The sequence below is a fragment of the Pseudomonas sp. PLMAX genome (genome assembly GCF_046042685.1).
Lineage (GTDB): Bacteria > Pseudomonadota > Gammaproteobacteria > Pseudomonadales > Pseudomonadaceae > Aquipseudomonas > Aquipseudomonas putida_AE.
Genome location: NZ_CP064949.1, coordinates 5,608,946 through 5,634,437, shown reverse-complemented (window position 1 = coordinate 5,634,437; position 25,492 = coordinate 5,608,946). Strand labels below are relative to the sequence as shown.

At 60.1% G+C, this 25,492-nt stretch carries 24 protein-coding genes; 17 read left to right on the top strand and 7 right to left on the bottom strand.

Translation table 11 applies throughout. The annotated features are described in order from the left end of the window. Positions 1-132 precede the first annotated feature (132 nt). Both DKB71_RS25545 and DKB71_RS25540 read left to right on the top strand, forming a co-directional pair. Positions 133-1,443, top strand: a complete 1,311-nt coding sequence (locus DKB71_RS25545) for an MFS transporter (protein ID WP_274072989.1) — start codon at positions 133-135, stop codon at positions 1,441-1,443. A gap of 60 nt (positions 1,444-1,503) precedes the next feature. After that, positions 1,504-2,307: an IclR family transcriptional regulator gene (locus tag DKB71_RS25540; RefSeq protein WP_323628389.1), complete on the top strand. Its 804-nt coding sequence runs from the start codon at positions 1,504-1,506 to the stop codon at positions 2,305-2,307. On the opposite strand, the gene DKB71_RS25535 is transcribed toward DKB71_RS25540, so the two are convergent. Then, on the bottom strand, positions 2,304-3,356 hold the full coding sequence (locus tag DKB71_RS25535) for an NAD(P)-dependent alcohol dehydrogenase (protein ID WP_408598218.1): 1,053 nt from the start codon (positions 3,354-3,356) through the stop codon (positions 2,304-2,306). The genes DKB71_RS25540 and DKB71_RS25535 overlap by 4 nt on opposite strands. A gap of 180 nt (positions 3,357-3,536) precedes the next feature. On the opposite strand from DKB71_RS25535, the gene DKB71_RS25530 reads away from it, so the two are divergent. Beyond that, complete coding sequence (locus DKB71_RS25530; protein ID WP_408598216.1) at positions 3,537-4,427, top strand: AraC family transcriptional regulator N-terminal domain-containing protein; 891 nt, start codon at positions 3,537-3,539, stop codon at positions 4,425-4,427. 180 nt (positions 4,428-4,607) lie between these two features. Here DKB71_RS25530 and DKB71_RS25525 read toward each other — a convergent pair whose 3' ends face one another. Continuing rightward, positions 4,608-6,272, bottom strand: coding sequence for an electron transfer flavoprotein-ubiquinone oxidoreductase (locus tag DKB71_RS25525; RefSeq protein WP_406591455.1), 1,665 nt, complete (start codon positions 6,270-6,272; stop codon positions 4,608-4,610). Between the two features lie 545 nt (positions 6,273-6,817). Here DKB71_RS25525 and DKB71_RS25520 point away from each other — a divergent pair. From DKB71_RS25520 to DKB71_RS25470, 11 genes are all read left to right on the top strand, one after another. Further along, positions 6,818-7,567, top strand: a complete 750-nt coding sequence (locus DKB71_RS25520) for an electron transfer flavoprotein subunit beta/FixA family protein (RefSeq protein WP_015093946.1) — start codon at positions 6,818-6,820, stop codon at positions 7,565-7,567. A 2-nt stretch (positions 7,568-7,569) separates the two neighbouring features. Further along, a complete protein-coding gene (locus DKB71_RS25515) occupies positions 7,570-8,499 on the top strand; it encodes an electron transfer flavoprotein subunit alpha/FixB family protein (RefSeq protein WP_274072994.1) in 930 nt (309 codons plus the stop codon). A 186-nt stretch (positions 8,500-8,685) separates the two neighbouring features. Further along, positions 8,686-9,501, top strand: a complete 816-nt coding sequence (locus tag DKB71_RS25510; protein WP_408598213.1) for a substrate-binding periplasmic protein — start codon at positions 8,686-8,688, stop codon at positions 9,499-9,501. A gap of 9 nt (positions 9,502-9,510) precedes the next feature. After that, entirely contained in the window at positions 9,511-9,867 is a 357-nt protein-coding gene (locus DKB71_RS25505; RefSeq protein ID WP_274072996.1) for a DUF4398 domain-containing protein, read from the top strand. Beyond that, on the top strand, positions 9,864-10,676 hold the full coding sequence (locus tag DKB71_RS25500) for an OmpA family protein (RefSeq protein WP_274072997.1): 813 nt from the start codon (positions 9,864-9,866) through the stop codon (positions 10,674-10,676). Before DKB71_RS25505 ends, DKB71_RS25500 begins: the two co-directional genes overlap by 4 nt. A 313-nt stretch (positions 10,677-10,989) precedes the next feature. Then, positions 10,990-12,429, top strand: a complete 1,440-nt coding sequence (locus tag DKB71_RS25495; protein ID WP_020799971.1) for a PLP-dependent aminotransferase family protein — start codon at positions 10,990-10,992, stop codon at positions 12,427-12,429. 90 nt (positions 12,430-12,519) lie between these two features. Next, positions 12,520-12,981, top strand: a complete 462-nt coding sequence (locus DKB71_RS25490) for a translation initiation factor 2 (protein ID WP_408598210.1) — start codon at positions 12,520-12,522, stop codon at positions 12,979-12,981. A 165-nt stretch (positions 12,982-13,146) separates the two neighbouring features. Next, positions 13,147-13,401, top strand: a complete 255-nt coding sequence (locus DKB71_RS25485; protein ID WP_046815979.1) for a zinc/iron-chelating domain-containing protein — start codon at positions 13,147-13,149, stop codon at positions 13,399-13,401. A gap of 41 nt (positions 13,402-13,442) precedes the next feature. After that, complete coding sequence (locus DKB71_RS25480) at positions 13,443-14,048, top strand: START domain-containing protein (RefSeq protein WP_408598207.1); 606 nt, start codon at positions 13,443-13,445, stop codon at positions 14,046-14,048. A gap of 274 nt (positions 14,049-14,322) precedes the next feature. Beyond that, the gene (locus tag DKB71_RS25475) at positions 14,323-16,422 is read left to right on the top strand and encodes an LTA synthase family protein (protein ID WP_274073000.1); all 2,100 of its coding nucleotides are present in this window, start codon (positions 14,323-14,325) and stop codon (positions 16,420-16,422) included. 118 nt (positions 16,423-16,540) lie between these two features. Then, on the top strand, positions 16,541-17,872 hold the full coding sequence (locus DKB71_RS25470; protein WP_408598205.1) for an IS4 family transposase: 1,332 nt from the start codon (positions 16,541-16,543) through the stop codon (positions 17,870-17,872). 44 nt (positions 17,873-17,916) lie between these two features. On the opposite strand, the gene DKB71_RS25465 is transcribed toward DKB71_RS25470, so the two are convergent. Beyond that, positions 17,917-18,069 carry a DUF3309 family protein gene (locus tag DKB71_RS25465; protein WP_008060837.1) on the bottom strand — a complete coding sequence of 51 codons (153 nt, stop codon included), beginning with the start codon at positions 18,067-18,069 and terminating at the stop codon, positions 17,917-17,919. A gap of 286 nt (positions 18,070-18,355) precedes the next feature. Between DKB71_RS25465 and DKB71_RS25460 the strand changes: the two genes are divergently transcribed. The 3 genes from DKB71_RS25460 to csrA all read left to right on the top strand — a co-directional run bounded on the left by DKB71_RS25460 (position 18,356) and on the right by csrA (position 19,916). Then, positions 18,356-19,171 (top strand): SDR family oxidoreductase, encoded by an 816-nt coding sequence (locus DKB71_RS25460; protein WP_408598202.1) that lies wholly within the window; start codon positions 18,356-18,358, stop codon positions 19,169-19,171. A 64-nt stretch (positions 19,172-19,235) separates the two neighbouring features. Continuing rightward, positions 19,236-19,568 (top strand): YnfA family protein, encoded by a 333-nt coding sequence (locus DKB71_RS25455; RefSeq protein WP_274073002.1) that lies wholly within the window; start codon positions 19,236-19,238, stop codon positions 19,566-19,568. 156 nt (positions 19,569-19,724) lie between these two features. Further along, positions 19,725-19,916 carry a carbon storage regulator CsrA gene (gene csrA, locus DKB71_RS25450; protein ID WP_274073003.1) on the top strand — a complete coding sequence of 64 codons (192 nt, stop codon included), beginning with the start codon at positions 19,725-19,727 and terminating at the stop codon, positions 19,914-19,916. On the opposite strand, the gene DKB71_RS25445 is transcribed toward csrA, so the two are convergent. From DKB71_RS25445 to DKB71_RS25430, 4 genes are all read right to left on the bottom strand, one after another. After that, a complete protein-coding gene (locus DKB71_RS25445) occupies positions 19,905-20,132 on the bottom strand; it encodes a YheU family protein (RefSeq protein ID WP_008060849.1) in 228 nt (75 codons plus the stop codon). The two genes, csrA and DKB71_RS25445, sit on opposite strands and share 12 nt — an antisense overlap. A 153-nt stretch (positions 20,133-20,285) precedes the next feature. Further along, complete coding sequence (locus tag DKB71_RS25440) at positions 20,286-21,476, bottom strand: osmoprotectant NAGGN system M42 family peptidase (protein ID WP_408598199.1); 1,191 nt, start codon at positions 21,474-21,476, stop codon at positions 20,286-20,288. A gap of 155 nt (positions 21,477-21,631) precedes the next feature. Next, positions 21,632-23,380, bottom strand: coding sequence for an N-acetylglutaminylglutamine synthetase (gene ngg / locus DKB71_RS25435; protein ID WP_408598197.1), 1,749 nt, complete (start codon positions 23,378-23,380; stop codon positions 21,632-21,634). Between the two features lie 3 nt (positions 23,381-23,383). After that, the gene (locus tag DKB71_RS25430; RefSeq protein WP_408598195.1) at positions 23,384-25,156 is read right to left on the bottom strand and encodes an N-acetylglutaminylglutamine amidotransferase; all 1,773 of its coding nucleotides are present in this window, start codon (positions 25,154-25,156) and stop codon (positions 23,384-23,386) included. Positions 25,157-25,492 lie beyond the last annotated feature (336 nt).

Here is a 25,492-nt window from a genome sequence, read left to right as displayed (position 1 = left end):
ACGCTCAACACAGATGTTGGCTGACACTTCGCTTTCGCGAGCAAGCCCGCTCCCACATTTGATCTCCATAGGTAGTGAGATCTGCGTTAACCCTGGTTTCGACCTCAATAAACATAAAAAGAGGCACTCCCCATGCAACCGCAAACCCTCACCGGGCAGGCGTCGTTGGCGGCGCCCAGCCGCAAGCGTTTTTTCATCATGGTGCTGCTGTTCATCACCGTGGTGATCAACTACCTGGACCGCAGCAACCTGTCGATCGCCGCACCAGCGCTGACCAGCGACCTGGGCATCGATCCGATCCACGTCGGCCTGATCTTCTCCGCCTTCGGCTGGACCTACGCCGCCATGCAGATTCCCGGTGGCTGGCTGGTGGACCGGGTGCCGCCGCGCATTCTCTACACCGCCGCACTGCTGCTGTGGTCGATTGCCACGGTCATGCTCGGCTTCGCCGGCAGTTTCATCGCCTTGTTCGTGTTGCGCATGGCGGTTGGTGCTCTCGAAGCGCCGGCCTATCCGATCAACAGCCGCGTGGTCACCACCTGGTTCCCGGAGCGTGAGCGCGCCACGGCCATCGGTTTCTACACCTCCGGGCAGTTCGTCGGCCTGGCTTTCCTGACGCCGGTACTGGCCTGGCTGCAACATGAATTCGGCTGGCACATGGTGTTCGTCGCCACCGGCGCAGTGGGCATTCTCTGGGCGGTGATCTGGTACGCGGTGTATCGCGAGCCACGGGATTTCAAAGGCGCCAACGAGGCCGAAATCGACTTGATCCGCGAAGGCGGCGGGCTGGTGGATATCCAGGCCGAACAAGCCAAGGTCAAAGCCAAATTCAGCTGGACCGACCTGGGCATTGTCCTGACCAAACGCAAGCTCTGGGGCATCTACCTCGGCCAGTTCTGCCTCAACTCGACGCTGTGGTTTTTCCTGACGTGGTTCCCGACGTACCTGGTGAAATACCGCGGCATGGACTTCATCAAGTCCGGCCTGCTGGCATCGCTGCCGTTTCTCGCGGCGTTCGTCGGCGTGCTGTGTTCCGGGTTCTTCTCGGACTTTTTGATCCGTCGCGGCTACAGCGTAGGGTTCGCGCGCAAGTTGCCGATCATCAGTGGCCTGCTGATTTCCACCTCGATCATCGGCGCCAACTTCGTCGAATCGACGCCTCTGGTGATTGCCTTCCTCGCGCTGGCATTTTTCGGCAACGGCCTGGCGTCGATCACCTGGTCGCTGGTGTCGACCCTGGCACCGGCGCGCTTGCTCGGGCTGACCGGCGGGGTGTTCAACTTCATCGGCAACCTGTCGGCCATCGCCACGCCCATCGTCATCGGCTTCTTGGCCAGCGGTGACTCCTTTGCCCCGGCCATCACCTATATCTCGGTGCTGGCGCTGATCGGTGCACTTTCCTACATCTTGCTGGTGGGCAAGGTCGAGCGTATCAAGTTGTAGTCGTGACCTGCGGGCGACCATAATGCCGCCCGTTCACTCGCTCAACGGTAAAGGCTGGATATGCAGGAAGACGCCCCAAAAATCACCAAGGACGCCGCGCCCACCGGCACCCAGACCCTGCTTCGCGGTCTGGGTGTGGTTCAGGCCGTGGCCAGTGGCGCCCGCGATCTCAAGGAAATCGCCCGGTTGATCGGCACCACGCGCAGCACCACCCATCGCCTGGCGAGTTGCCTGGTGGACGAGCGTTATCTGCGGGTGGTGCCGCAGGTCGGTTATCTGTTGGGGCCCAAGCTGATCGAGCTGGGATTCCAGGCGCGCGAAGAATTGCCGCTGGTGACCCTGGCCGGGCCGTATCTGGATGAATTGTCGGCAGCCACTGGCGACACCATCCACCTGGCGATCCGTGAAGGCGACGAGGTGCTGTACCTGCTCAAGAATCCGGGGCGCAACGGACCGGAAATGCGCTCGCGGGTCGGCCATCGCATGCCGTTGGCGCGCACCGGGATCGGCAAGGCGTTGATGCTCGATGACTCGCCGCAGGAATGGCAGCGCCTGTACGAAGTCAGCTTGCCGGTGGGTGGGAAAAATCTGTTCTGGCCGCAGCACCCGGAGCAGTCCTGGGAGCAGTTCCAGCAGCGTATGGTCGAGTACGTGGCCGGCGGCTACGCCTTCGACCTGGAAGACAACGAACCGTCGATCCGCTGCGTGGCGGCGCCGATCCGCGATGCCAGCAAACGCATCGTCGCCGGCATCAGCATCGCCAGCACCGTGCCGTACATGCCGCTGGAAAAAATGGCCGAGCTGATTCCCCTGATCAAAGGGGTCACGGCCCGGCTGTCGGCGGAGCTTGGCCTCAAGGTTTAGACCTTGAGGGTCGCCATGTCGATGACGAAGCGGTACTTCACGTCACCGGCGATCATGCGGGCGTAGGCCTCGTTGATCTGGCGGATGTCGAGCATTTCGATGTCGCAGGTGATGTCGTGCTCGGCGCAGAAATCCAGCACTTCCTGGGTTTCGGCGATGCCGCCGATCAAGGAACCGGCGAGCACACGACGGCTCATCACCAGCTTTCCGGCATGCATGGGTGGATCCACCGGTTCGATCAAGCCCACCAGGATGTGCACGCCGTCGAAGCGCAGGGTGTCGAGGTAGGGATTGAGGTCGTGCTGCACCGGAATGGTGTCGAGCAGGAAGTCGAAATGTCCCGCCGCGGCCTTCATCTGTTCGGCATCGGTGGACACGATGACGTGGTCCGCGCCTTGGTGGCGGGCCTCTTCAGCCTTGCTCGCCGAACGGGTGAACAACGTCACTTCGGCGCCCAGGGCCTTGGCAAACTTGATGCCCATGTGGCCAAGGCCGCCCATGCCCAGAATCCCCACCTTGTCGCCGGCCTTCACGCCATAGTGCTTTAGCGGCGAGTAGGTGGTAATGCCGGCACACAGGATCGGCGCGGCGCTGGCCAGGTCGAGCTTTTGCGGAATACGCACCACGAAGTGCTCGCTGACCACGATGCTGTCGGAGTAACCGCCCATGGTGTTGCTGCCATCCACACGGTCGGGAGTGGCGTAGGTCATGGTCGGGCCTTCGAGGCAGTATTGCTCGAGGTTGGCCTGGCAGGCGTCGCAGCTGCGGCACGAGTCGACCATGCAGCCGACGCCGACCAGATCGCCGACTTTGTGTTTGGTGACATTCGCACCGATGGCGGTAACTTTGCCTACGATTTCGTGGCCAGGCATCAAGGGGTATACGGCAATGCCCCACTCGTTGCGGGCCTGATGGATGTCGGAGTGGCACACGCCGCAGTAGAGAATCTCGATGGCAACGTCGTCGGGGCGTGGGCTGCGGCGTTCGAATTTTACCGGGGCGAGGGGCGTGGTGGCCGACTGGGCGGCGTATCCGATGGCGGTGTACATGGTGAACCTCGCAAAAGCGCTGACAAGTGAGGTGGCGCATTCTGGGCGCCGGACCCCATCGCGGCCATGGCGATTCCTCCGGGTGTCATGCCTATTCCTCCGGTATCGGCTCTTGATCGATCGCACTGGCGATCAGACCTGCGATGATGCTTTCATCCCTATTTCCGTGAAGTTTTTCCAATGTTGTTGACCCGTCACCTTGATGCCAATGCCGCGCTGGTTTCGCTGATTGAGCCGCTATCGACCCGCGACGGATTCGTCCCGACCGCGTTGCCGGGCGTGCAGGTTCTGCGCGCCAGTTGCGATGTGGCCCGTGGCCCGCAGATCTACGAGCCGAGCCTGGTGATCATCGCCCAGGGCAGCAAACTGGCGTACCTGGGGCCGCGCACCCTGGAATATGGGGCAGGGCACTATCTGATCCAGGCGCTGCCGGTGCCGTTCGAGTGTGAAACCTTTGCCGCGCCGAGCGGGCCCATGCTGGGTGTGTCTGTGGCGATCGACCGGGTGATGCTCGGCGAGCTGGTGTTGGCGATGGGCTTGGCGCCGGGGCGGCATATTGCGGCACAAACACCGGAGTCCATGACCTCGGCGGTGCTCGATGACGCCATGCGCGGTTGTGTCGAACGCTTGTTGCGCTGCCTGCACGATCCGCTGGAATGCCAGATCATGGGGCAAGCGCGTTTGCGCGAATTGCTGTTCGTCGCCTTGCGCGGTCCGCAGGCGGATGTGTTGCGCGCCCTGGTCGAGCAGCAGGGACAATTCGCGCGGATCGCGGCATCGCTCAGTCATCTGCATGCGCATTACACCGAACCGCTGAACGTCGAGACCCTGGCCAGCTGCGCCAACATGAGTGCGTCGACCTTTCACGAGCATTTCAAGCGCAGCACCTTGCTGTCGCCGGTGCAATATCTGAAGCGATTGCGTTTGCTTCGGGCGCAGCAGTTGTTGCTGGGCGAGGGGCTGGGCGTGGCGCAGGTGGCACATCGGGTGGGGTATCAGAGCACGTCGCAGTTCAGTCGCGAGTACAAGCGCTACTTCGAGCGTAATCCAGGCGAGGAACGCGCTGCCTGAACCCGTAGGGAAACCCTGTGCGAGCCTGCTCGCGAAGACGGTCTGAAATCCAACATCGATGTTGACTGACATACCGCTTTCGCGAGCAAGCCCGCTCCCACATTGGATCTAGGTTGATTCATCAATCGCAGGCAACAAAAAGGCCCCCATTTCGGGAGCCTCGATGTCCAGGCGTTCGGCTTACATGTTCGGGTAAGTCGGGCCGCCAGCGCCTTCCGGCGTCACCCAGGTGATGTTCTGCGCAGGGTCCTTGATGTCGCAGGTCTTGCAGTGAACGCAGTTCTGGGCGTTGATCTGGAAGCGCTTCTCGCCGTCTTCCTTGGTGATCACTTCGTACACGCCAGCCGGGCAGTAACGCTGTGCCGGCTCATCGTACAGTGGCAGGTTCTTGCTGATCGGGATGCTTGGATCGGTCAACTTCAGGTGGCAAGGCTGCTCTTCTTCGTGGTTGGTACCGGAGATGAACACCGAGCTGAGTTTGTCAAAGCTGATCTTGCCGTCCGGTTTCGGATAGTCGATCTTCTTGCAGTCGGCCGCCAGTTTCAGGCACGCGTAATCCGGCTTGGTGTCGTGCAGGGTGAACGGCAGTTTGCCGCCGAAGATGTTCTGGTCCAGCCAGTTGAAACCGCCACCGACGATGGCGCCGAACTTGTGGATCGCCGGGCCGAAGTTACGGCTGGCGAACAGTTCTTCGTGCAGCCAGCTGTTCTTGAACGCGTCGACGTAGGTGGTCAGCTCTTCAGTACCGTCCTTGTCGGCGAACAGTGCGTCAGCCACCGATTCAGCGGCGAGCATGCCGGACTTCATCGCGGTGTGGCTGCCCTTGATCTTGGCGAAGTTCAGGGTGCCGAGGTCGCAACCGATCAGCGCGCCGCCCTTGAAGACCATTTTCGGCAGCGAGTTCAGGCCGCCCTTGCAGATGGCGCGGGCGCCGTAGCTGATGCGCTTGCCGCCTTCCAGGTACTGCTTGAGCACCGGGTGATGCTTGAGGCGCTGGAACTCGTCGAACGGCGACAGGTAAGTGTTGCTGTAGGACAGGTCAACGATCAGGCCGACTACTACCTGGTTGTTTTCCAGGTGATAGAGGAACGAGCCACCGGTGTTCTCGGTGCCCATGATGTCCATCGGCCAACCGGCGGTGTGCACCACCAGGCCTGGCTGATGCTTGGCCGGGTCGACTTCCCAGATTTCCTTCAGGCCGATGCCGTAGTGCTGGGCATCGGCGTCAGTGTCGAGGTTGAAGCGCTTGATCAGCTGCTTGCCGATGTGGCCACGGCAGCCTTCGGCGAACAGCGTGTACTTGCCGCGCAGTTCCATGCCCGGGGTGTACAGGCCTTCTTTCGGATTGCCTTCGCGGTCAACGCCCAGGTCGCCGGTGATGATCCCGCGTACCACGCCGTTTTCGTCGATCAGGGCTTCCTGGGCGGCGAAGCCCGGGTAGATCTCCACGCCCAGGTTCTCGGCCTGCTGGGCCAGCCAGCGGCACAGGTTGCCCAGGGAGATGATGTAGTTGCCTTCGTTGTGCATGGTCTTGGGCACAAAGAAGTCTGGAATTTTCTGCGCGCTTTCAGCGTTCTTCAGCACGAAGATGTCGTCGCGGGTGACCGGCGTGTTCAGCGGCGCGCCAAGTTCTTTCCAGTCCGGAAACAGTTCGTTCAGGGCCCGTGGCTCGAACACCGCGCCGGACAGGATGTGAGCACCGACTTCGGAGCCTTTTTCGACCACGCAGACGCTGATTTCCTTACCGGCTTCGGCGGCCTTCTGCTTCAATCGGCAGGCAGCGGAAAGACCAGCGGGGCCGGCACCGACGATGACCACGTCGAATTCCATGTATTCGCGTTCCACAGGTTATCTCCTACTCAAGGCTCAACAGTTTTTTTTCTAATAGGGAGGTTGGGTGTCGCATCCGTGAATCCCTGCGTGACGCCGGGAGAGGACAATCGATTAACCACCTTTCTCTTTGGTGGCGCATTATATCTACACCACTCTCAGCGTCCAATACAAACGTTTGTTTGAAATGGCTCCAAGCCAGAGAAATCAAAGTCACCCGGCTTATGAACGGCCATTTTGGCGTATTGACCGGAATAGGTGTTCCGGTCAAGATACGGGCGGTTTTGCGCTCGCCGTAGGCTGACTGTTGGTTTCAAGAGCACCTCTAAAGACAGGGCGATGGCAGGAGAGAATGACGCTGCGCTTGCTTGATGCGCAGTTTACACGCCGCGATGTTGAATGACTCCTCAGTCACCACTGACGAACGGTCATACAGATCATGAGCGATGGTCACTTGACACCTTTGCCGGCGTTTTTGGAGGTGCCCTTGCGCCCGATGAGCATCAACCGCCAGGTTCGCCTAGGCGACTTTCTTTTCACCGGAGAGTAACGAGGAATCCATGAAGGTTCTTGTAGCTGTCAAACGCGTTGTGGATTACAACGTGAAAGTTCGCGTCAAGGCGGACAATTCCGGCGTCGATCTTGCCAACGTCAAGATGTCGATGAACCCGTTCTGCGAGATCGCCGTGGAAGAAGCCGTACGCCTGAAAGAGAAGGGTGTTGCGACTGAAATCGTCGTCGTCTCCGTCGGCCCGTCCACCGCTCAAGAGCAACTGCGCACCGCGCTGGCCCTGGGTGCTGACCGCGCCATCCTCGTCGAGTCCGCCGAAGACCTGACCTCCCTGGCCGTTGCCAAACTGTTGAAAGCTGTAGTCGACAAGGAACAGCCTCAGCTGGTGATCCTTGGCAAACAAGCGATCGACAGCGACAACAACCAGACTGGCCAGATGCTGGCTGCACTGAGCGGCTACGGTCAGGGCACCTTCGCTTCGAAAGTCGAAATCAGCGGCGACAGCGTTGCCGTGACTCGCGAAATCGACGGCGGCGCGCAGACCGTTTCCCTGAAACTGCCGGCCATCGTCACCACCGACCTGCGTTTGAACGAGCCGCGTTATGCGTCCCTGCCAAACATCATGAAAGCCAAGAAGAAGCCTCTCGAAGTGCTGACTCCGGACGCTTTGGGCGTTTCCACCGCCTCCACCAACAAGACTCTGAAAGTCGAAGCGCCTGCTGCACGCAGCGCGGGTATCAAGGTCAAGTCGGTGGCTGAACTGGTCGAGAAACTGAAAAACGAAGCGAAGGTAATCTAATCATGACTATCTTGGTAATCGCTGAACACGACAACAAAGTGCTGGCCCCGGCCACGCTGAACACCGTTGCTGCCGCCGCCAAGATTGGCGGTGACATCCACGTTCTGGTTGCAGGCCAAGGCGCTGGCGCCGTGGCTGAAGCCGCTGCGCAAGTGGCTGGCGTGAGCAAAGTATTGGTCGCTGATAACGCTGCCTACGCTCACCAACTGCCGGAAAACGTCGCTCCTCTGGTCGCAGAGTTGGGCAATGGCTACAGCCACATCCTGGCTGCCGCCACTTCCAACGGCAAAAACATCCTGCCGCGCGTTGCCGCTGCACTGGACGTTGACCAGATCTCCGAGATCATCTCGGTAGAAAGCGCTGACACCTTCAAGCGTCCGATCTACGCTGGTAACGCCATCGCTACCGTTCAATCGAACGCTGCAGTGAAAGTGATCACCGTGCGTGCCACCGGTTTCGATCCGGTTGCCGCTACCGGTGGTTCGGCGGCTGTTGAAGCCGTTGGCGCTGCCCACGACGCTGGTATCTCCAGCTTCGTCGGCGAAGAGCTGGCCAAGTCCGATCGTCCGGAACTGACCGCTGCCAAGATCGTCGTTTCCGGCGGGCGCGGCATGCAGAATGGCGACAACTTCAAACACCTGTACGCCCTGGCCGACAAGCTGGGCGCTGCCGTCGGTGCTTCCCGCGCCGCGGTCGACGCAGGTTTTGTTCCGAACGACATGCAGGTCGGTCAGACCGGCAAGATCGTTGCTCCACAGCTGTACATCGCCGTCGGTATCTCCGGCGCGATCCAGCACCTGGCCGGCATGAAAGACTCCAAGGTGATCGTTGCGATCAACAAGGACGAAGAAGCGCCGATCTTCCAGGTGGCCGATTACGGCCTGGTGGCGGACCTGTTCGAAGCCATCCCTGAGCTGGAGAAGCTGGTCTAATCCGGCTGCTTCACTTATAAAGAGCCCGACCCTTTGGTCGGGCTTTTTTTCCTGTAGGAGCGAGCTTGCTCGCGATGGACGTCAACGATGACGCGCGAATTCTGCATGAACGCGGCACATCTGAGACCATCGCGAGCAAGCTCGCTCCTACAGGGATATACACGGTTCCAACGGGAGAGTATTGCCATGGATCTGCGTCTTGCGTGGAGCTTGCTGGGATTGATGCTTTTGCCGACGCTGTCCGTCGCCGCCGGCAAGTGCGAACGCCTGGTGGTCACCGGCAGCCCGGATGCGCCACCGTACCTGTGGCAGGACCCGCAAAATCCCAAGCACCTGATCGGTGCCAGTGCCGATTTGTTGCAGCAGGTAGCAGGGCAGTTGGGGATCAAGGTCGAAATGCTCTATGCCGGCAAACGCTCCCAAGCCCTGGACGAAGTACGCAGCGGGCGCATGGACATGCTGGCCGATGCACCTTTGACGGTCACTGAGCTGGAATCCCTGGATTACATTCATCCACCGTTGCTGGAAAGCGATTACCTGGTCTGGACCCGCAGGGACTCGTCGCTGGTCTACAACGAAGTGCAGGACCTGCATGGTCATCCAGGCGCTTTGTCGGAAAAGTCTCGATTGACCTCGGCATTCGCTACTTTCGCCGAGCAGCAACTGGCCCTCACCCGTACGCCAAACCTGACCCAGGCCTTTCAGAAACTGCTGTTGGGCGAGGTGGAATTTGTCCTGGCCGGGCGCTACTCCGGCATGGCAATGGCGCAGACGTTGGGCATGGCCAATGACCTGGTCGCCCGTGAGCAACCGGTCGACAAACCTGGACTGTTCCTGGCGGTTTCCCATAACTCCGCCTGCAACGATCCGTGGTTGCGCGGACAGCTGGCCAAAAAGATGACAGAATTGCCCGCGTCCGGACTGACGGAGGTCGCGCTGCAACGCAATATCGAGCGTTGGAACGCGCAGCAGAAAAAACCTGTCAGTACCCCAAAACAGTAAGGATTTTTAGTGAGTATCCGACCTCTTTTCGCTGCCCTGGCCCTTCTGGCCCTGGCGGGTTGTGCAGCCGATCCGGCGCCGATTGAACAAATGCGCCTGACCGAACAGGCACTCGAGCAAGCGAAGGCCGTGGGCGCCACTGCCGACGAAGTGCCGCAAATGAAACTGGCCGAAGACAAGTACAACCGCGCCAAGGGCAGCATGGCCGACCAATCGTTCAGGAATGCGCGGATGCGCGCTGAACAGGCCGAACTGGATGCGCGCCTGGCGGAAGCCCGGGTCCTGACCCTCAAGAGCGAAGAGCAGCTGAACGTGCTCAACACCCGCATCGCCCGCCTGCGCAAGCAACTGGGAGATGCCCAATGAGCCTCAAGACCCTAACCCTCGGCGGTGTGATCCTGGCCGGCTGCATGAACCTTTATGGTTGCGCCGGTCAGCACAGTGAGTCGGCATTGCAGCAGGCCGGTGCTGATTTCCAGAAGGTCAAGGAAGACTCCAACGTGTTGCGCATCGCGCCAAAGGACGTGATTCGGGCCGGTGAATCCCTGGCCCGTGCCGACCGTTTGTCCAGCTACTGGGGCAGCGGCTCGGACGTGGTGCATTACGCCTACCTGAGCCAGCGCTACAGCGAAATCGCTCGCGAGCACACCAACCAGGTGCTCAACGAAGAGCGCGCCGCGAAGCTCGAACTGGAGCGTCAACGCCTGCAACTGGCGTTGCGCGAATCCAAGCTGTTCAGCGTGCAGCAGCAGGGCAAGTTGCTCGAAGAACAAATTGTTGCGCTGGCGACCACCCAGACCGATCGTGGCCTGGTGATGACCCTGGGCGATGTGCTGTTCGACACCGGTGAAGCAGAGCTGAAAAACTCGGCCAATCGTGTGGTGCTCAAGATCGTGCAATTCCTGCAGCTCAACCCCAAGCGTGTGGTGCGGATCGAGGGCTACACCGACAGCACCGGCGGCAAGCAGGACAACCTCAAGTTGTCGCGGGACCGTGCGCAATCGGTGGCTGACGTCTTGATGGACCTGGGCATCGACGACAAGCGCATCAAGGTGGAAGGCTACGGCGATGAATACCCGGTAGACGTGAACGCTTCCGAGCGCGGCCGTGCACAGAACCGTCGAGTGGAAATCGTGTTTTCCGACGAAAAAGGCCAGTTGGGCGCCGCCCGCTGAATGTGAAATCCGGCCTGTAGGAGCTGACGAGTGAAACGAGGCTGCGATCTTTTGATCTTGCTTGAAACTCAAGTGACCCTGTAAAGATCGCAGCCTCGTTTCAGTCGACAGCTCCTGCAAATCTCGTACTACCCGGCGCTGCCAAACAGCGCCGGGTTTTTTATGTCTGCCAAATATCTCGCAAAACAGTACAGTTCTTGCTGACACTGCACTGTACTGTCGACTATTGTGGCAACTGTCCCCGTACACTTCTAAACTGTTCCGGTATTGTTTTACACAAGAATAAAATACCCGTGAAATCGAGTGCTGCGTCATGACCAACCTCTTGCTCTACCAACGTATTGCTCAGCAACTGGCCGAAGACATCCGCCGTGGTGTCTATCAACCGGGCGAGCGCGTGCCTTCGGTGCGCAAGATGAGTTCGCAGCTCAACGTCAGCCATGCCACGGTGTTGCAGGCGTATGCCAACCTCGAGGATCAGGGGCTGATCCGCGCGCGGCCGCAGTCCGGTTACTACGTGCACCAGACCCCGGCGCTGACGGCGCCGACCCCGGACATCGCCCGGGTCGAACGGCCAGGCCTGGTCACCCGCAGCAGCATCATCCAGCAGGTGTTGGTCGAATCGCGCCGTGAGGGCGTTTTTCCCCTGGGCGCCGCGGTGCCCAGCGTCGACTATCTACCGGTGCGGGCGCTGCATCAGCAGTTGGCCAAGGTCACCCGGTTCCATAGCCCGCGGGCTTTCAGCTACATGTTCAGCCCCGGTTTCGAACCCTTGCGCCGACAGGTGGCGATCCGCATGCGCGATGCCGGCGTGGTGGTCGACCCCTCGGAAGTGGTGATCACCCACGGCTGCGTCGACGCCTTGCAGATGTCCCTGCGGGTGCTGACCCGGCCCGGTGACCTGATCGCAGCCGAGTCGCCAACCTACTACGGTTTGTTGCAGCTGGCCGATCTGCTGGGCCTCAAGGTCATCGAAATTCCCAGCGACCCGTCAACCGGCATGAGTCTGGAAGCCCTGCAATTGGCCGCCAACCAGTGGTCGATCAAGGCGCTGGTGCTGACCACTCGTCTGAGTAACCCGCTAGGCGGCACCATGCCCGAAGAGCGGCAGAAGCAACTGCTGCGCCTGGCGTCGGACTTCGATATCCAGATCGTCGAAGACGATATCTACGGCGAGCTGATGTTCGAGCAGGGCCGCACCAAATCGCTCAAGGCCTATGACCGCCTGGATCGCGTGATCTATTGCTCCAGCTTCTCCAAGACCCTGTCACCCGGGGTGCGGATCGGCTGGATGATTGCCGGCAAGTACCAGCAGGAGATACAGCGCCTGCAGACTTTCAGTACTCATTCGGCCTGCAGCGTCACCCAGATGGGCATTGCCGCCTATCTGGAAAACGGTGGCTACGACCGCCATTTGCGTTACATCCGCCAGGAGTACCGCAAGAACCTCAGCGCTTTCCAGCTGGCGGTGCAGCAGTATTTCCCCGAAGGCACGCAGATGACCCGGCCGACCGGCGGTTTCATTTTGTGGGTGAGCCTGCCGGGACGGGTCAACACCCAGGAGCTGCACGTGCGCGCGTTGCAGCAGGGCATCAGTATCGCGCCAGGGCTGATCTTCAGTAACACCGAGCAGTTCAATCACTGCATCCGGCTCAATTGCGGGATCCCATGGAACCGCGAAGCCGAACGGGCGTTGATGACCCTGGGCATGCTTGCCACCCAGCTCTGCCAGGAGATGGCCGGCGGCTTTTGACCGAGCGGTTCCGGTCCGTGCTTGTCAGGGGGCGCGCAACAGGCGAGCATATGCACCTCTGTCGTTTTCGCCGTTTGCATCGTTGGGTCCATGAAGCCGATTTTTCCTGCCGCCTGGCTGTTGATCTGCCTGTTAGTGAGTGTTCAGCCGGCGACCGCGCAGGCCGAATCCGTGCAGGAAAAACCCACCGCCAGCACCCCGAAAAAAACCACATCTGCGAATAAAACCGCACCGGCGAAAAAGACCGCCGCGGTAAAAAAGCGCCCACCGGTTGCTTCAAAGTCAAAACCGGCCAGCGAGGTGGTGAAAACCCCAATCCCTTCAGCCGACCTGGACCTGAGTTTGCCCAAGGACATGGTCGAAGAGCTGAAACCGGTCGGTACAGTGCCATTGCCCAAGCGCGAACCGGTGTTGCCGGAAATGTTCGGGGACAAAAACAACCAGTTCCAGATCAACGGCAAGCTGATCAATAACGAAATGCAGTTGCAACTGCGTAACGAAGAACGCCGTGAAGTCGAAGGCGCGGCGCTGGAATTCGAATTCAAGCGCTGAATCCCGCCTTTGCATGCCCGCAAGCAAAGACGCTTGGTCGGAGACTGCCCGGTCACGCTGGCTTGCGGGTAAAAACCCGAGGCCGAGTAATTTAAAACAACTGTTTTAGCGGTTACTCTGTGCCCCGTCCTTTAAAACATTGCTCGTCGCGAGGAGCTGTTCGTCATGAAATGCCGTGAGGGCTGTGGCGCCTGCTGCATTGCCCCTTCCATCAGTTCACCGATTCCCGGTATGCCCAATGGCAAAGCCGCCGGGGAGCGTTGCCTGCAACTCTCTGCAGAAAACCTGTGCAACATTTTCGGTAAACCCGAGCGTCCGGCGGTGTGTTCGGCGTTCGAGGCTGACGTCGAGGTGTGTGGCAGCAGCAGCGAAGAGGCTATTCGGTTGATTGGCTGGTGGGAGCAAATGACGGCCGCGTGATGTGTTCGACGAACGGAACTTCAACAATAAGGAATAAGATTATGGGTTCGCTGCATCGTATGGCTGTGTTGTGTGGTTTGACGGCTGTCCTGGCCACGTCGGTCGCCCAGGCCGAAGACTGGAAGGTCGCCAGGAATGAAGACGGCATCAAGATATCCCTGAGTGAAGTGCCCGGCTCCGACTACAAGGCCTATCAGGGCGTCACGCTGATGAAGACCACCGTGGCCAAGCTGCGCGCGCTGCAGGAAGACGTGGTCGGCACCTGCGCCTGGATTCACGAGTGCAAGACCCAGAAGTTGCTCAAGCGCGAAGGCGACCAGAGTTGGACCTACACCCAGTTCAATACGCCATGGCCGGTCACGCCGCGTGATTCGGTGGTGCATATCACCACCATTGTTGGCGCCGATGGCAGCCTGACCCGCAAGCTCGAGGGCGTGCCGAAATACATTCCTGAAGAAAAAGGTTTTGTCCGGGTCGCCAAGGTCGACGGTTTCTGGAAGTTCGTACCCAAGGGCGATCAGGTCGAGGTGACCTACCAGGTGCATACCGAGCCGGGCGGCAGCGTGCCATCGATGGTGGCCAACAAGTTTGTGGTCGATGCCCCGTTCAATACGTTGAAAGCCCTGAAAGAGCGCGCCGAGAAGTAACGCCGATCAAAGATCGCAGCCCCTGTAGGAGCTGCCGAAGGCTGCGATCTTTCGCCTTTATTATGTTTCCAGATATTCGTTGCACAAAATTTTCACAAAGCCTCCAAGACAATTCGCCCGCGCCGCCATCGACGAACAGTAATCAATGGCAATGCCGCGATTGATCGTGCAACATTTGCGCACCGCGCAAACCCCGGGGCCGAGTACTGGCCAACAGAGGGCAGGGCGCAGCTGTATTTTCGAAACTTCAACTTCCAATGGGTCCTAAAACGACATGGCAATCCCGGACGCCCTGAGTCAGAAGCGAGCATCGAGTCGCTTGCTGCAACCGACCGTCAAATCGCATCTGGCCTACACGCTGTTGTGCGCTCTGGTCATGATGGTGATGTTTTCCGCACTGCGCCTCGCGCTGCTGGTCTACAACCGCGAAATGATCCTCGATACACCGGCCGCGACCTTTTTCGAAGCATTCGCCAATGGCCTGCGTTTCGACCTGCGCCTGGTGGTGTACCTGAGCATTCCGCTGGTGCTGGCGCTGTTCAGTGCCAGGGCCATGGCCGCGCGCGGGATCTTTCGCCTGTGGCTGACGGTAACTTCCAGCATCGCGCTGTTCCTCGGCCTGATGGAGATGGACTTCTACCGTGAATTCCACCAGCGCCTCAACGGGCTGGTCTTCCAGTATGTGAAGGAAGACCCGAAAACCGTGATGAGCATGCTCTGGTACGGTTTCCCGGTGGTTCGCTACCTGCTGGCCTGGGCCTTGGGTACCTGGATCCTGAGCCTGGCGTTCAAGGGTGCCGACCGTGCCACGCGTCCCCGTGGCCCGTTCAGTGGCGGCAGCATCAGCACCCGCCAGGTGGCTCCCTGGTACTCGCGCGCCATGGTGTTCGTGGTCTGCCTGCTGATCTGCGTGGTCGCGGCCCGCGGTACCTTGCGCCAAGGCCCGCCCATGCGTTGGGGTGATGTCTACACCACCGATTCCAACTTCGCCAACCAGCTGGGCCTCAACGGTACCCTGTCCCTGGTGGCGGCGGCGAAGAGCCGGATGTCCGAAGATCGCGACAACATCTGGAAAGCCACCTTGCCGCAACCGATGGCGCAGCAGACCGTGCGCGACCTGCTGGTGATGCAGGACGACAAACTGGTGGATGGCGAGACCGCCGCCGTGCGTCGCGACTACACACCGCCGGCGGACAAGACCCTGCCGATCAAGAACGTCGTCGTGATCCTGATGGAAAGCATGGCCGGTCACTCGGTGGGTGTACTGGGCGGGCCGGGCAACATCACGCCATACCTCGACAAACTGTCGAAGGAAGGCCTGTTGTTCGACCGCTTCTTCTCCAACGGTACCCACACCCACCAGGGCATGTTCGCCACCATGGCCTGCTTCCCGAACTTGCCGGGTTTCGAATACCTGATGCAGACCCCGGAGGGCAGCCACAAACTGTCCGGCCTGCCGCAGCTGCTCAGCGCTCGTGACTACGACGACGTGTATGTCTACAACGGCGATTTCGCCTGGGACAACCAGTCGGGTTTCTTCAGCAACCAGGGCATGACCAACTTCATCGGGCGTAACGACTTCGTTAACCCGGTGTTCTCCGACCCGACCTGGGGTGTGTCCGACCAGGACATGTTCGACCGTGGCCTGGTGGAGCTCAAGGCCCGCGATGGCAAGGACAAGAAACCCTTCTATGCCTTGCTGCAAACCCTGTCCAACCACACCCCGTACGCCTTGCCGAGCCCATTGCCGGTTGAGCGTGTGACCGATCGCGGCAGCCTGAACGAGCATTTGACGGCCATGCGTTACTCGGACTGGGCGCTGGGCCAGTTCTTCGAAAAGGCGCGCAATGAGCCGTACTTCAAGGAAACCCTGTTTGTCATCGTCGGCGACCACGGTTTCGGCAACGAACGCCAGATCACCGAAATGGACCTTGGTCGTTTCAACGTGCCGATGCTGCTGATCGCACCGGGCATCCAGGAAAAATTCGGCACCCTCGACCACACCGTTGGCACCCAGGTCGACATCGTACCGACCATCATGGGCCGGATCGGTGGCGAAGTGCGTCATCAGTGCTGGGGCCGCGACTTGCTCAACCTGCCTGAGGGCGATACCGGATTTGGCGTGATCAAGCCATCGGGCAGCGAGCAGACCACCGCGATCATCACCGCGGACCAGATTCTGGTGTTGCCGAAGGACAAGGACATGGAGCCGAAGATGTACCAGTATGAGCTGGGCGCTACGCCTCGTGCCGTGGTCGTTCCGAATGCACCGCGTACCGCCGAGCTTAAAACCAAGCTCGAAGCGTTCCTGCAAACGGCGACCAAGAGCCTGATCGATAACACCGCTGGTGTGGTCGACGGCAAGCCGGACTAAACAACGCTGCAATAAAAGAGGCCCTTCAAGGGCTAATGCCGATCAGTTAAGCCATCTCGCTTGACCTTTGGCCGCAAGAAATCAAAATCCGATGCCTGAACTGGCATCGGATTTTTTTATGCGTCTCGCTCGGGCACTGGAACTGACCCACAACTTCGCTTCCACTCCAAACTCAATCGAGGGATTGGATTCCTTACTCGATCCTTCTTTGGTCGAGCAGGCGCTTGAACAGGCCGGCGTGGCGACGCTGCGCAAGCGGCGCTTGCCGCTGGAAATGATGCTCTGGTGCGTGATTTCCATGGCGTTCTTCCGGCGCATGTCGGCGTGGGATGTGGTCAGTCGCATGAACATCATGCTGCCGGGGCAACGCCCGTTAGTGGCCCCCAGCGCCGTAGTCCAGGCACGTCAGAGACTAGGTAGCGAAGCCGTACGACAAGTCTTCGACCTGACTCAGAAAAGTTGGCATGAAGCAGCTGAGCATCCGACTTGGGCCGGTTTGCGCTTGTTGAGCGTCGACGGTGTCGTCTGGCGAACGCCTGACACCCGCGAAAATCGAGCGCGCTACGATTCGGCCAGTAACCAGCACGGCGACACCGGTTTTCCCCAGGTACGCATGGTCTGTCAGATGGAATTGACGAGCCACATGTTGATCGGCAGCGCATTTGATGGCTATCGCAGCAACGAAATGAAACTGGCCGAACAACTGATCGACACCACGCCCGATCACTCGTTGACCCTATTCGATCGAGGTTTCTACTCCCTGGGATTGCTGCACCAGTGGCAGCAAGCAGGCACCGAGCGCCATTGGCTGATGCCACTGCGCAAGGGTGCGCAGTACGAAGTTGTTCAGCGTTTGGGCCGTCAGGATGCCATGGTCTCGTTAAGCACTTCGCCGCAGGCCCGCAAGCAATGGCCGGGACTGCCCGAGCGCCTGATTGCGCGCCTTCTGAGCAAAACCGTCAAGGGCAAGGTGTGTCAGATCCTGACGTCGATGACCGACCCGCTGCGCTTCCCGTCTGACGAAATAGTCGACCTGTACAGCCAGCGATGGGAGATCGAATTGGGCTTTCGGGAGATGAAACAGACGCTGCTCAACAGCAGCTATACCTTGCGCAGCAAGACACCCGAGATGATCGAGCAGGAGCTGTGGGGCGTGTTGCTGGGCTACAACCTGTTGCGCTATCAGATGGTAGAAATGAGCCGTCACTGTCCGGGAATTTACCCGTGCGAAATGAGTTTTACCGCCTGCACCTGGGCAATTTTAGGGTTTATCAACAGCGTCTCGGCCGACCGCTCCGGGAACATCCCCAAATACCTGGCCGAGCTTCATGCTTCAGCGCCGCACTATGTCCTGCCTCATCGGCGAGAGGAGCGTATTTATCCCCGAACCATCCGGCTCAAATCGCCGAAGTATCCGATCAGAAATAAAAATGCCAGTCAGCTTAACTGACTGGCATTACCCTTCAAGGGCCTCTTTTTTTATCGGTCAGAACTTCATATCTTGCCGAGCAACAACAGGATCAGTATCACCACCAACACCACGCCGATGATACCGGACGGGCCGTAACCCCAACTTCTGGAGTGTGGGAAGACCGGTAGACCACCGATCAGTAACAGGATCAAAATGATCAGAAGAATTGTGCCCATGTCTGTTTCCTTGCTGTAAGTATTCAGGAATGACCTAGCCGTTATTCAGTCAGCGGGAATGTCATTAATTCGAGCTGCTTAAAAAATCCGACCGCGACACGAGGCAGAAAATTCCAAGTTTTTTTGCGGTTTTTAGAACTATTGCCTATTCCGTCTGCTGTTAAGTTAGTTGGTGCGCCGCGTTCGTGGTTTGCTTGGGGCATTCAGCAATCTGATAGAGCGTGGGTCGGCCTACAGCCTTCGCTACACTCGACGCATCTTCCCCGGAACAACAAGGCTGTTTGCTATGCAAAATCGCATGATGATCACTGGCGCAGGCTCCGGCCTGGGTCGCGAAATCGCGCTGCGCTGGGCGCGCGAAGGCTGGCAGCTGGCCTTGTCGGATGTCAGCGAAGCGGGTTTGCAGGAAACCCTGAAGCTGGTGCGCGAAGCCGGTGGCGATGGCTTCATCCAGCGCTGTGATGTGCGTGACTACAGTCAACTGACCGCCTTCGCCCAGGCATGCGAAGTCAAGCTGGGGGGCATCGACGTCATCGTCAACAACGCGGGCGTGGCCTCGGGCGGGTTCTTCAGCGAGCTGTCCCTGGAGGACTGGGACTGGCAGATCGCAATCAACCTCATGGGCGTGGTCAAGGGTTGCAAGGCCTTCCTGCCGTTGCTGGAGAAGAGCAAGGGCAAGATCATCAACATCGCGTCGATGGCGGCGTTGATGCAAGGCCCGGCCATGAGCAACTACAACGTGGCCAAGGCCGGCGTGGTGGCGTTGTCCGAAAGCCTGCTGATCGAACTCGCGCATCAGGAAGTCGGCGTGCATGTGGTGTGCCCATCGTTCTTCCAGACCAATCTGCTGGACTCCTTCCGCGGCCCGACCCCGGCCATGAAAGCCCAGGTCGGCAAGTTGCTGGAAAGCTCGCCCATCAGTGCCGCCGATATCGCCGACTATATCTACCAGCAAGTCGCCGCTGGCGAATTCATGATCCTGCCCCACGAACAGGGCCGCCAGGCCTGGGCGCTGAAGCAGAAGAACCCGCAACTGCTGTACAACGAAATGACCCTGATGGCCGACAAGATGCGCGCCAAGGCCAAACAATCCGCAAGCTGAACTTGCCCGCCTGCAGCAGCCTCGTTAGGGTGGCCGCCATCGGCCATCCTCGCGAGACCTTCCCATGCTCAATTACCTGTGGTTTTTCCTCGCGGCGCTGTTCGAAATCGCCGGTTGCTTTGCCTTCTGGATGTGGTTGCGCCAGGGTAAAAGCGTCTGGTGGGTGCTGCCGGCGCTGCTCAGCCTGACGTTGTTCGCGCTGTTGCTGACGCGAATAGAAGCGACTTATGCAGGCCGCGCCTATGCCGCCTACGGCGGTATCTACATCATTGCTTCGATTGGCTGGCTGGCGGTGGTCGAGCGGATTCGTCCGCTGGGCTCCGACTGGCTCGGCGTGGCGCTGTGCGTGATCGGCGCAAGCATCATCCTGTTCGGCCCGCGCTTCTCGGCCTCCTGACGAATCGGCCTTGCTTGATAGAAGTGGTGTGTCAGACATTTCCTTCAGCAAGGTAGGCCTGTGCTTGTAGGTTTGGTCTGGATTACCGCGGCTGCCTTGTAGGCCCGCGGTGCGCCGGGCATCTTCAAGGTCCGATAACTCTGAAGGACCACAGCCATGCTTGTACTGAGTCGCGTAGTCGGCGAATTGATTTCCATCGGCGACACCATTTCGGTGCGCATCATCGCCGTCAATGGCGGCAATGTGCGCTTCGGCATCGAAGCCCCGCACGACGTCAGCGTGCACCGTACCGAGATCTACGAGCGAATCCAGCGCAAGCTGGCGCGGAACAGGAAATCAGTCGAATAGGTGCTTGGGCACGTCATGCTTGAGCATCAGCTGGCATTGCTCGCTTTCCGGATCGAAGACAATCAGGGCCTGGCCCTTGATCAAGGCCTGACGAACCCGCAAGACACGGGTTTCCAGCGGCGTGTCATCGCCATTGTCGGTACCGTCGCGGGTCACGAAGTCCTCGATCAGGCGGGTCAGGGTGTCGACTTCAAGTTGGTCGTGGGGAATAAGCATGGGCACCTCGGTCAAATCAATGGCGCGATGCTACGGTGGTTATGAACGCATCACCAGTAGGAGCTGCCGCAGGCTGCGATCTTTTGACTTTGATTTTTAAAAACAAGATCAAGAGATCGCAGCCTGCGGCAGCTCCAACAGGATTGTGTTTCCTTAGCTGTTGTTGCGTTGGCCCACCAGGCTATCCACCGACGGCACCCGCGTATCGCTTTCCATCTGCGTTTCATGTTCGATCTGGTGACTGAACCGGTCCAGTGAACCCTGGGCCGGCTGTGCGTCGCTGGCGAACACCGGCGGGCTGAGGATGTAGGCGCCGAGCAGGCGACTGAGGGCGGCGAGACTGTCGATGTGGGTGCGTTCGTAGCCGTGGGTGGCATCGCAGCCGAAGGCGAGCAGGGCGGTGCGGATGTCATGGCCGGCAGTGACCGCCGAGTGAGCGTCGCTGAAGTAGTAGCGGAACAGGTCGCGGCGTACCGGCAGCTCGTTGTCACTGGCCAGGCGCAGCAGGTGCCGCGACAGGTGATAGTCGTACGGCCCGCCGGAATCCTGCATCGCGATGCTCACCGCGTGTTCGCTGGAGTGCTGGCCGGGCGCGACGGGCGCGATGTCGATGCCGACGAATTCACTGACGTCCCAGGGTAATGCCGCCGCTGCGCCACTGCCGGTTTCCTCGGTGATGGTGAACAGCGGATGACAATCGATCGCCAGCTCTTCGCCACTGTCGACGATGGCTTTCAAGGCTGCCAGCAATGCCGCGACCCCGGCCTTGTCGTCCAGGTGACGGGCGCTGATGTGGCCGCTTTCGGTGAACTCCGGCAACGGGTCGAAGGCGACGAAATCGCCGACGCTGATGCCCAGGGAATCGCAATCGGCGCGGGTCGCGCAATAGGCATCCAGGCGCAACTCGATGTGATCCCAGCTGATCGGCATTTCATCCACGGCGGTGTTGAACGCGTGCCCGGAGGCCATCAGCGGCAATACGCTGCCACGGATCACGCCATTGTCGGTAAACAGGCTGACGCGGCTGCCTTCGGCAAAGCGACTGGACCAGCAGCCCACGGGGGCCAGCGTCAGGCGGCCGTTGTCCTTGATGGCGCGCACGGCGGCGCCAATGGTGTCCAGGTGGGCGGAAACGGCGCGGTCCGGGCTGTTTTTCTTGCCCTTGAGGGTGGCGCGGATGGTGCCGCGGCGGGTCATCTCGAAGGGGATGCCCAGTTCTTCAAGCCGCTCGGCGACATAGCGCACGATGGTGTCGGTGAAGCCGGTGGGGCTGGGAATGGCGAGCATTTCCAGCAGGACTTTTTGCAAATAGGCCAGGTCTGGTTCCGGGTATTGGCGGGTCATGGAAACTCCTGATGAGTTGAGGCCATCGATGGTTTCGATGAAGGTTTTTTGTGGCCTGTCAGGCCGTCTTCCCTGGCAAGCCAGCTCCTACAGGTCAAACACAAAACCTTGTAGGAGCTGGCTTGCCAGCGAAGGCGGCCGTCCAGTCACCACAATTAAGAAACAGCCGGCTGACTGTGCGGAAACAACAGATCGACAAACCGCTCGGCCGTCGGCTGCGGTTCATGATTGGCAAGCCCGGCGCGCTCGTTGGCTTCGATGAACACGTACTGCGGTTGATCGGCGGCAGACACCATCAGGTCGAGGCCGACCATGGGAATATCCAGTGCCCGCGCCGCGCGCACCGCGGCGTCCACCAGCGTGGGATGCAGGATCGCGGTGACGTCTTCGAGAATCCCGCCTGTGTGAAGATTCGCTGTACGACGTACGAACAGATGCTCGCCCGCGGGCAGAATGCTGTCGAAGTCATAGCCCGCGGCGTGAACGGTGCGTTCGGTCTCATGATCCAGCGGGATCTTGCTTTCGCCGCCCGTGGCCGCCTGCCGCCGCCGACTCTGGGCTTCGATCAGCGCGCCGATGGAGTGCTGGCCATCGCCTACCACTTCGGCCGGCCGACGAATCGCCGCGGCCACCACTTCAAAGCCGATCACCAGGATCCGCAGGTCGAGGCCTTCGTGGAAGCTTTCCAGCAGCACTCGCGTGTCGAACTGGCGTGCCGCTTCGATAGCTTGCTGGACCTCTTCGATGGCCTGTAGATCTACCGCCACCCCTTGTCCCTGTTCGCCGTCCAGCGGTTTGACCACCACCCGATGGTGTTCGTCGAGAAACGCCAGGTTGTCATCGGCGTTACCTGCCAGTTGCTGCGCCGGCAGGTTCAGGCCGGCGGCCGTGAGCACTTTATGGGTCAGGCTCTTGTCCTGGCACAGGCTCATGCTGATGGCGCTGGTCAGGTCGCTGAGGGACTCGCGACAGCGTACCCGGCGGCCACCATGGATGAGGGTGAACAGGCCGGCTTCGGCATCATCGACCTGGACATCGATGCCGCGACGGTGTGCTTCTTCGACGATGATCCGCGCATACGGATTGAAATTCGCTTCAGGACCCGGGCCGAGAAACAGCGACTGGTTGATGCCGTTCTTGCGCTTGATGGCGAACGTCGAGAGGTTGCGAAAGCCAAGCTTGGCGTACAGGTTTTTCGCCTGGCGATTGTCGTGCAGCACGGACAGGTCAAGGTAACTCAGCCCGCGACTCATGAAGTGTTCAATCAGATGCCGCACCAGCACCTCGCCGACGCCGGGCCGTGAACAGCACGGATCGACCGCCAGGCACCACAGGCTGCTACCGTTTTCCGGATCGTTGAAGGCCTTGTGATGATTGAGGCCCATGACGCTGCCGATGACCGCACCGCTGTCCTCGTCTTCCGCCAGCCAGTACACCGGCCCCCCCAGGTGCCTGGGGGTCAGCAGGCTGGCATCGATCGGCAGCATGCCCCGTGCGTGGTAAAGCTGATTGATCGCATTCCAGTCGGCGTCGCTCTGGGCGCGGCGGATGCGAAAACCGCGAAACACCCGGGTGGCCTGACGGTAATCGCTGAACCACAGGCGCAAGGTGTCGGACGGATCGAGGAACAGCTGGGTCGGCTCGAGTCCCAATACTTGCTGGGGCGCGGCGACGTAGAGGGCGATATCCCGTTCGCCCGGCTGCTCGTTGAGCAACTCCCGGGCGAGGCTGGCGGCATCGGCGAAGGTATGGCCGATCAGCAAGCGGCCCCAGCCGCAATGCACGGCAATCGGCTCGGCTCCCAGTGCGCTGCCGTCTTCGGCCAGGCGCGCCTGCAAGCGTTCGTAGGAGGGCGCCTGACCGCGCAACAAGCGCTGGCTGAAAGCCGTGGCGTGAGGTTTCATCGGTCAGATTCCTTGTTCGCTGAGCCACAGGTTCAGGGCCGCCAGTTGCCACAGCTTGGAGCCGCGCAACGGCGTCAGTTGACCTTGTGGGTCCGTCAGCAGGCGGTCGAGCATCGCGGGTTTGAACAGGCCGCGATCCTGGCTTGGATCGAGCAGCAGTTCGCGCACCCAGTTCAGCGTGTCGCCCTGCAAGTGCTTGAGGCCGGGTACCGGAAAGTAACCCTTCTTGCGGTCGATCACTTCACTGGGGATCACCAGGCGCGCCGCTTCCTTCAGGACTTGCTTGCCACCGTCGGGCAGTTTGAATTGGCCCGGCACCCGTGCCGACAATTCCACCAGGCGATAGTCGAGAAACGGCGTGCGCGCTTCCAGGCCCCAGGCCATGGTCATGTTGTCGACGCGCTTGACCGGGTCGTCCACCAGCATCACCGTGCTGTCCAGGCGCAGGGCCTTGTCCACCGCGGCGTCGGCACCGGGCTGTGCGAAATGTTCCTTCACGAAGTCGCCGGCAGCGTCATTGGCCGTCAGCCATTTTGGCTGCACGGTGGCGGCGTAGTCGTCGTAGCTGCGGTCGAAAAACGCTTCGCGATAGGCCGCGTACGGATCGCTGGCACCGTCGACCTGGGGATACCAGTGGTAACCGGCAAACAGTTCGTCGGCGCCCTGGCCGCTTTGCACCACTTTGCAATGCTTGGCCACTTCCCTGGACAACAGGTAAAAGGCGATGCAGTCGTGGCTGACCATGGGCTCGCTCATGGCGCGGAACGCGGCAGGCAGTTGTTCGATGATCTCGCTTTCGTCGATGCGCAATTGATGGTGCTGGGTGCCGTAGTGTTTGGCGATCAGGTCCGAGTACTGGAACTCGTCGCCGCGCTCGCCGCCGGCATCCTGGAAACCGATGGAGAAGGTCGACAGGTTTTCCACGCCGACCTCCCGCAACAGCCCGACCAACAGGCTCGAATCGACTCCGCCGGACAACAGCACGCCGACATCGACCGCGGCACGTTGGCGGATGGCCACCGCCTCGCGCGTACTGTCGAGCACGCGGTCACGCCAGTCCTCAAGTGTCAGATTTTTCTCATCGTCGTGTGGGCCATAGGGCAGGGTCCACCAGGTTTTCTGCTCGGTACGGCCATCCGCTTCAATGCGCATCCAGGTCGCCGGTGGCAATTTTTCGATGCCGGCCAGCAAGGTGCGCGGCGCCGGGACCACGGCATGGAAATTCAAGTAATGATTGAGCGCCACCGGATCGAGGATCGGGTTGATGTCGCCGCCCTTGAGCAGTGCAGGCAAGGCCGAGGCAAAACGCAGGCGCTGGCCGGTGCGCGACAGGTACAGCGGCTTGACGCCGAGGCGGTCGCGGGCGATGAACAGGCGTTGGCTGTCGCGCTCCCAGATGGCGAAGGCAAACATGCCGTTGAGTTTCGGCAGCAGGGCTTCGCCCCAGGCATGGAAACCCTTGAGCAGCACTTCGGTGTCGCCACCGGAATAGAAGGCATAACCCAGGCTTTCAAGTTCGCTGCGCAGTTCCGGGAAGTTGTAGATCGCGCCGTTGAAGGCCAGGGACAGTCCCAGTTGATTGTCGATCATCGGCTGCGCCGAACCGTCCGACAGGTCCATGATTTTCAGGCGGCGATGGCCCAGGGCAATTGGCCCCTGGCTGTGAAAACCCCAGGCGTCGGGGCCTCGAGGTGCCAGGTGATGGGTGATTCGCTCAATGGCTGCAAGGTCTGCAGGTTGATTGTCAAAACGTAACTCGCCAGCTAATCCGCACATAAATTCCTTACCGGTTTTTCCGTTGGGGAGGGGCAATCGATACCGCGCCAAAACGACGGGTACTCAGAAACTGACCCGTCTCGGTAGTGGGAGTTTTAGAACGATGGGTTATAAGCAGGCGTGTACTGGCTAATGCCGGGGGTACACATGTGTGCAGTGCCAGGGTGGTAATTAATGCTGGGATGCATAGGAGAAGCTGTTAGGACGGTGCCAGATTCGTTCCGCTTTTCGAATTATCAATTGCCCATTGAGCTTCATAAACTGAGGGTCTCCCCATGCAATAAGGATATTGCTCATGCCAGCCACAACACCCAAGGCCGCCCCCGCGGCAGTCCC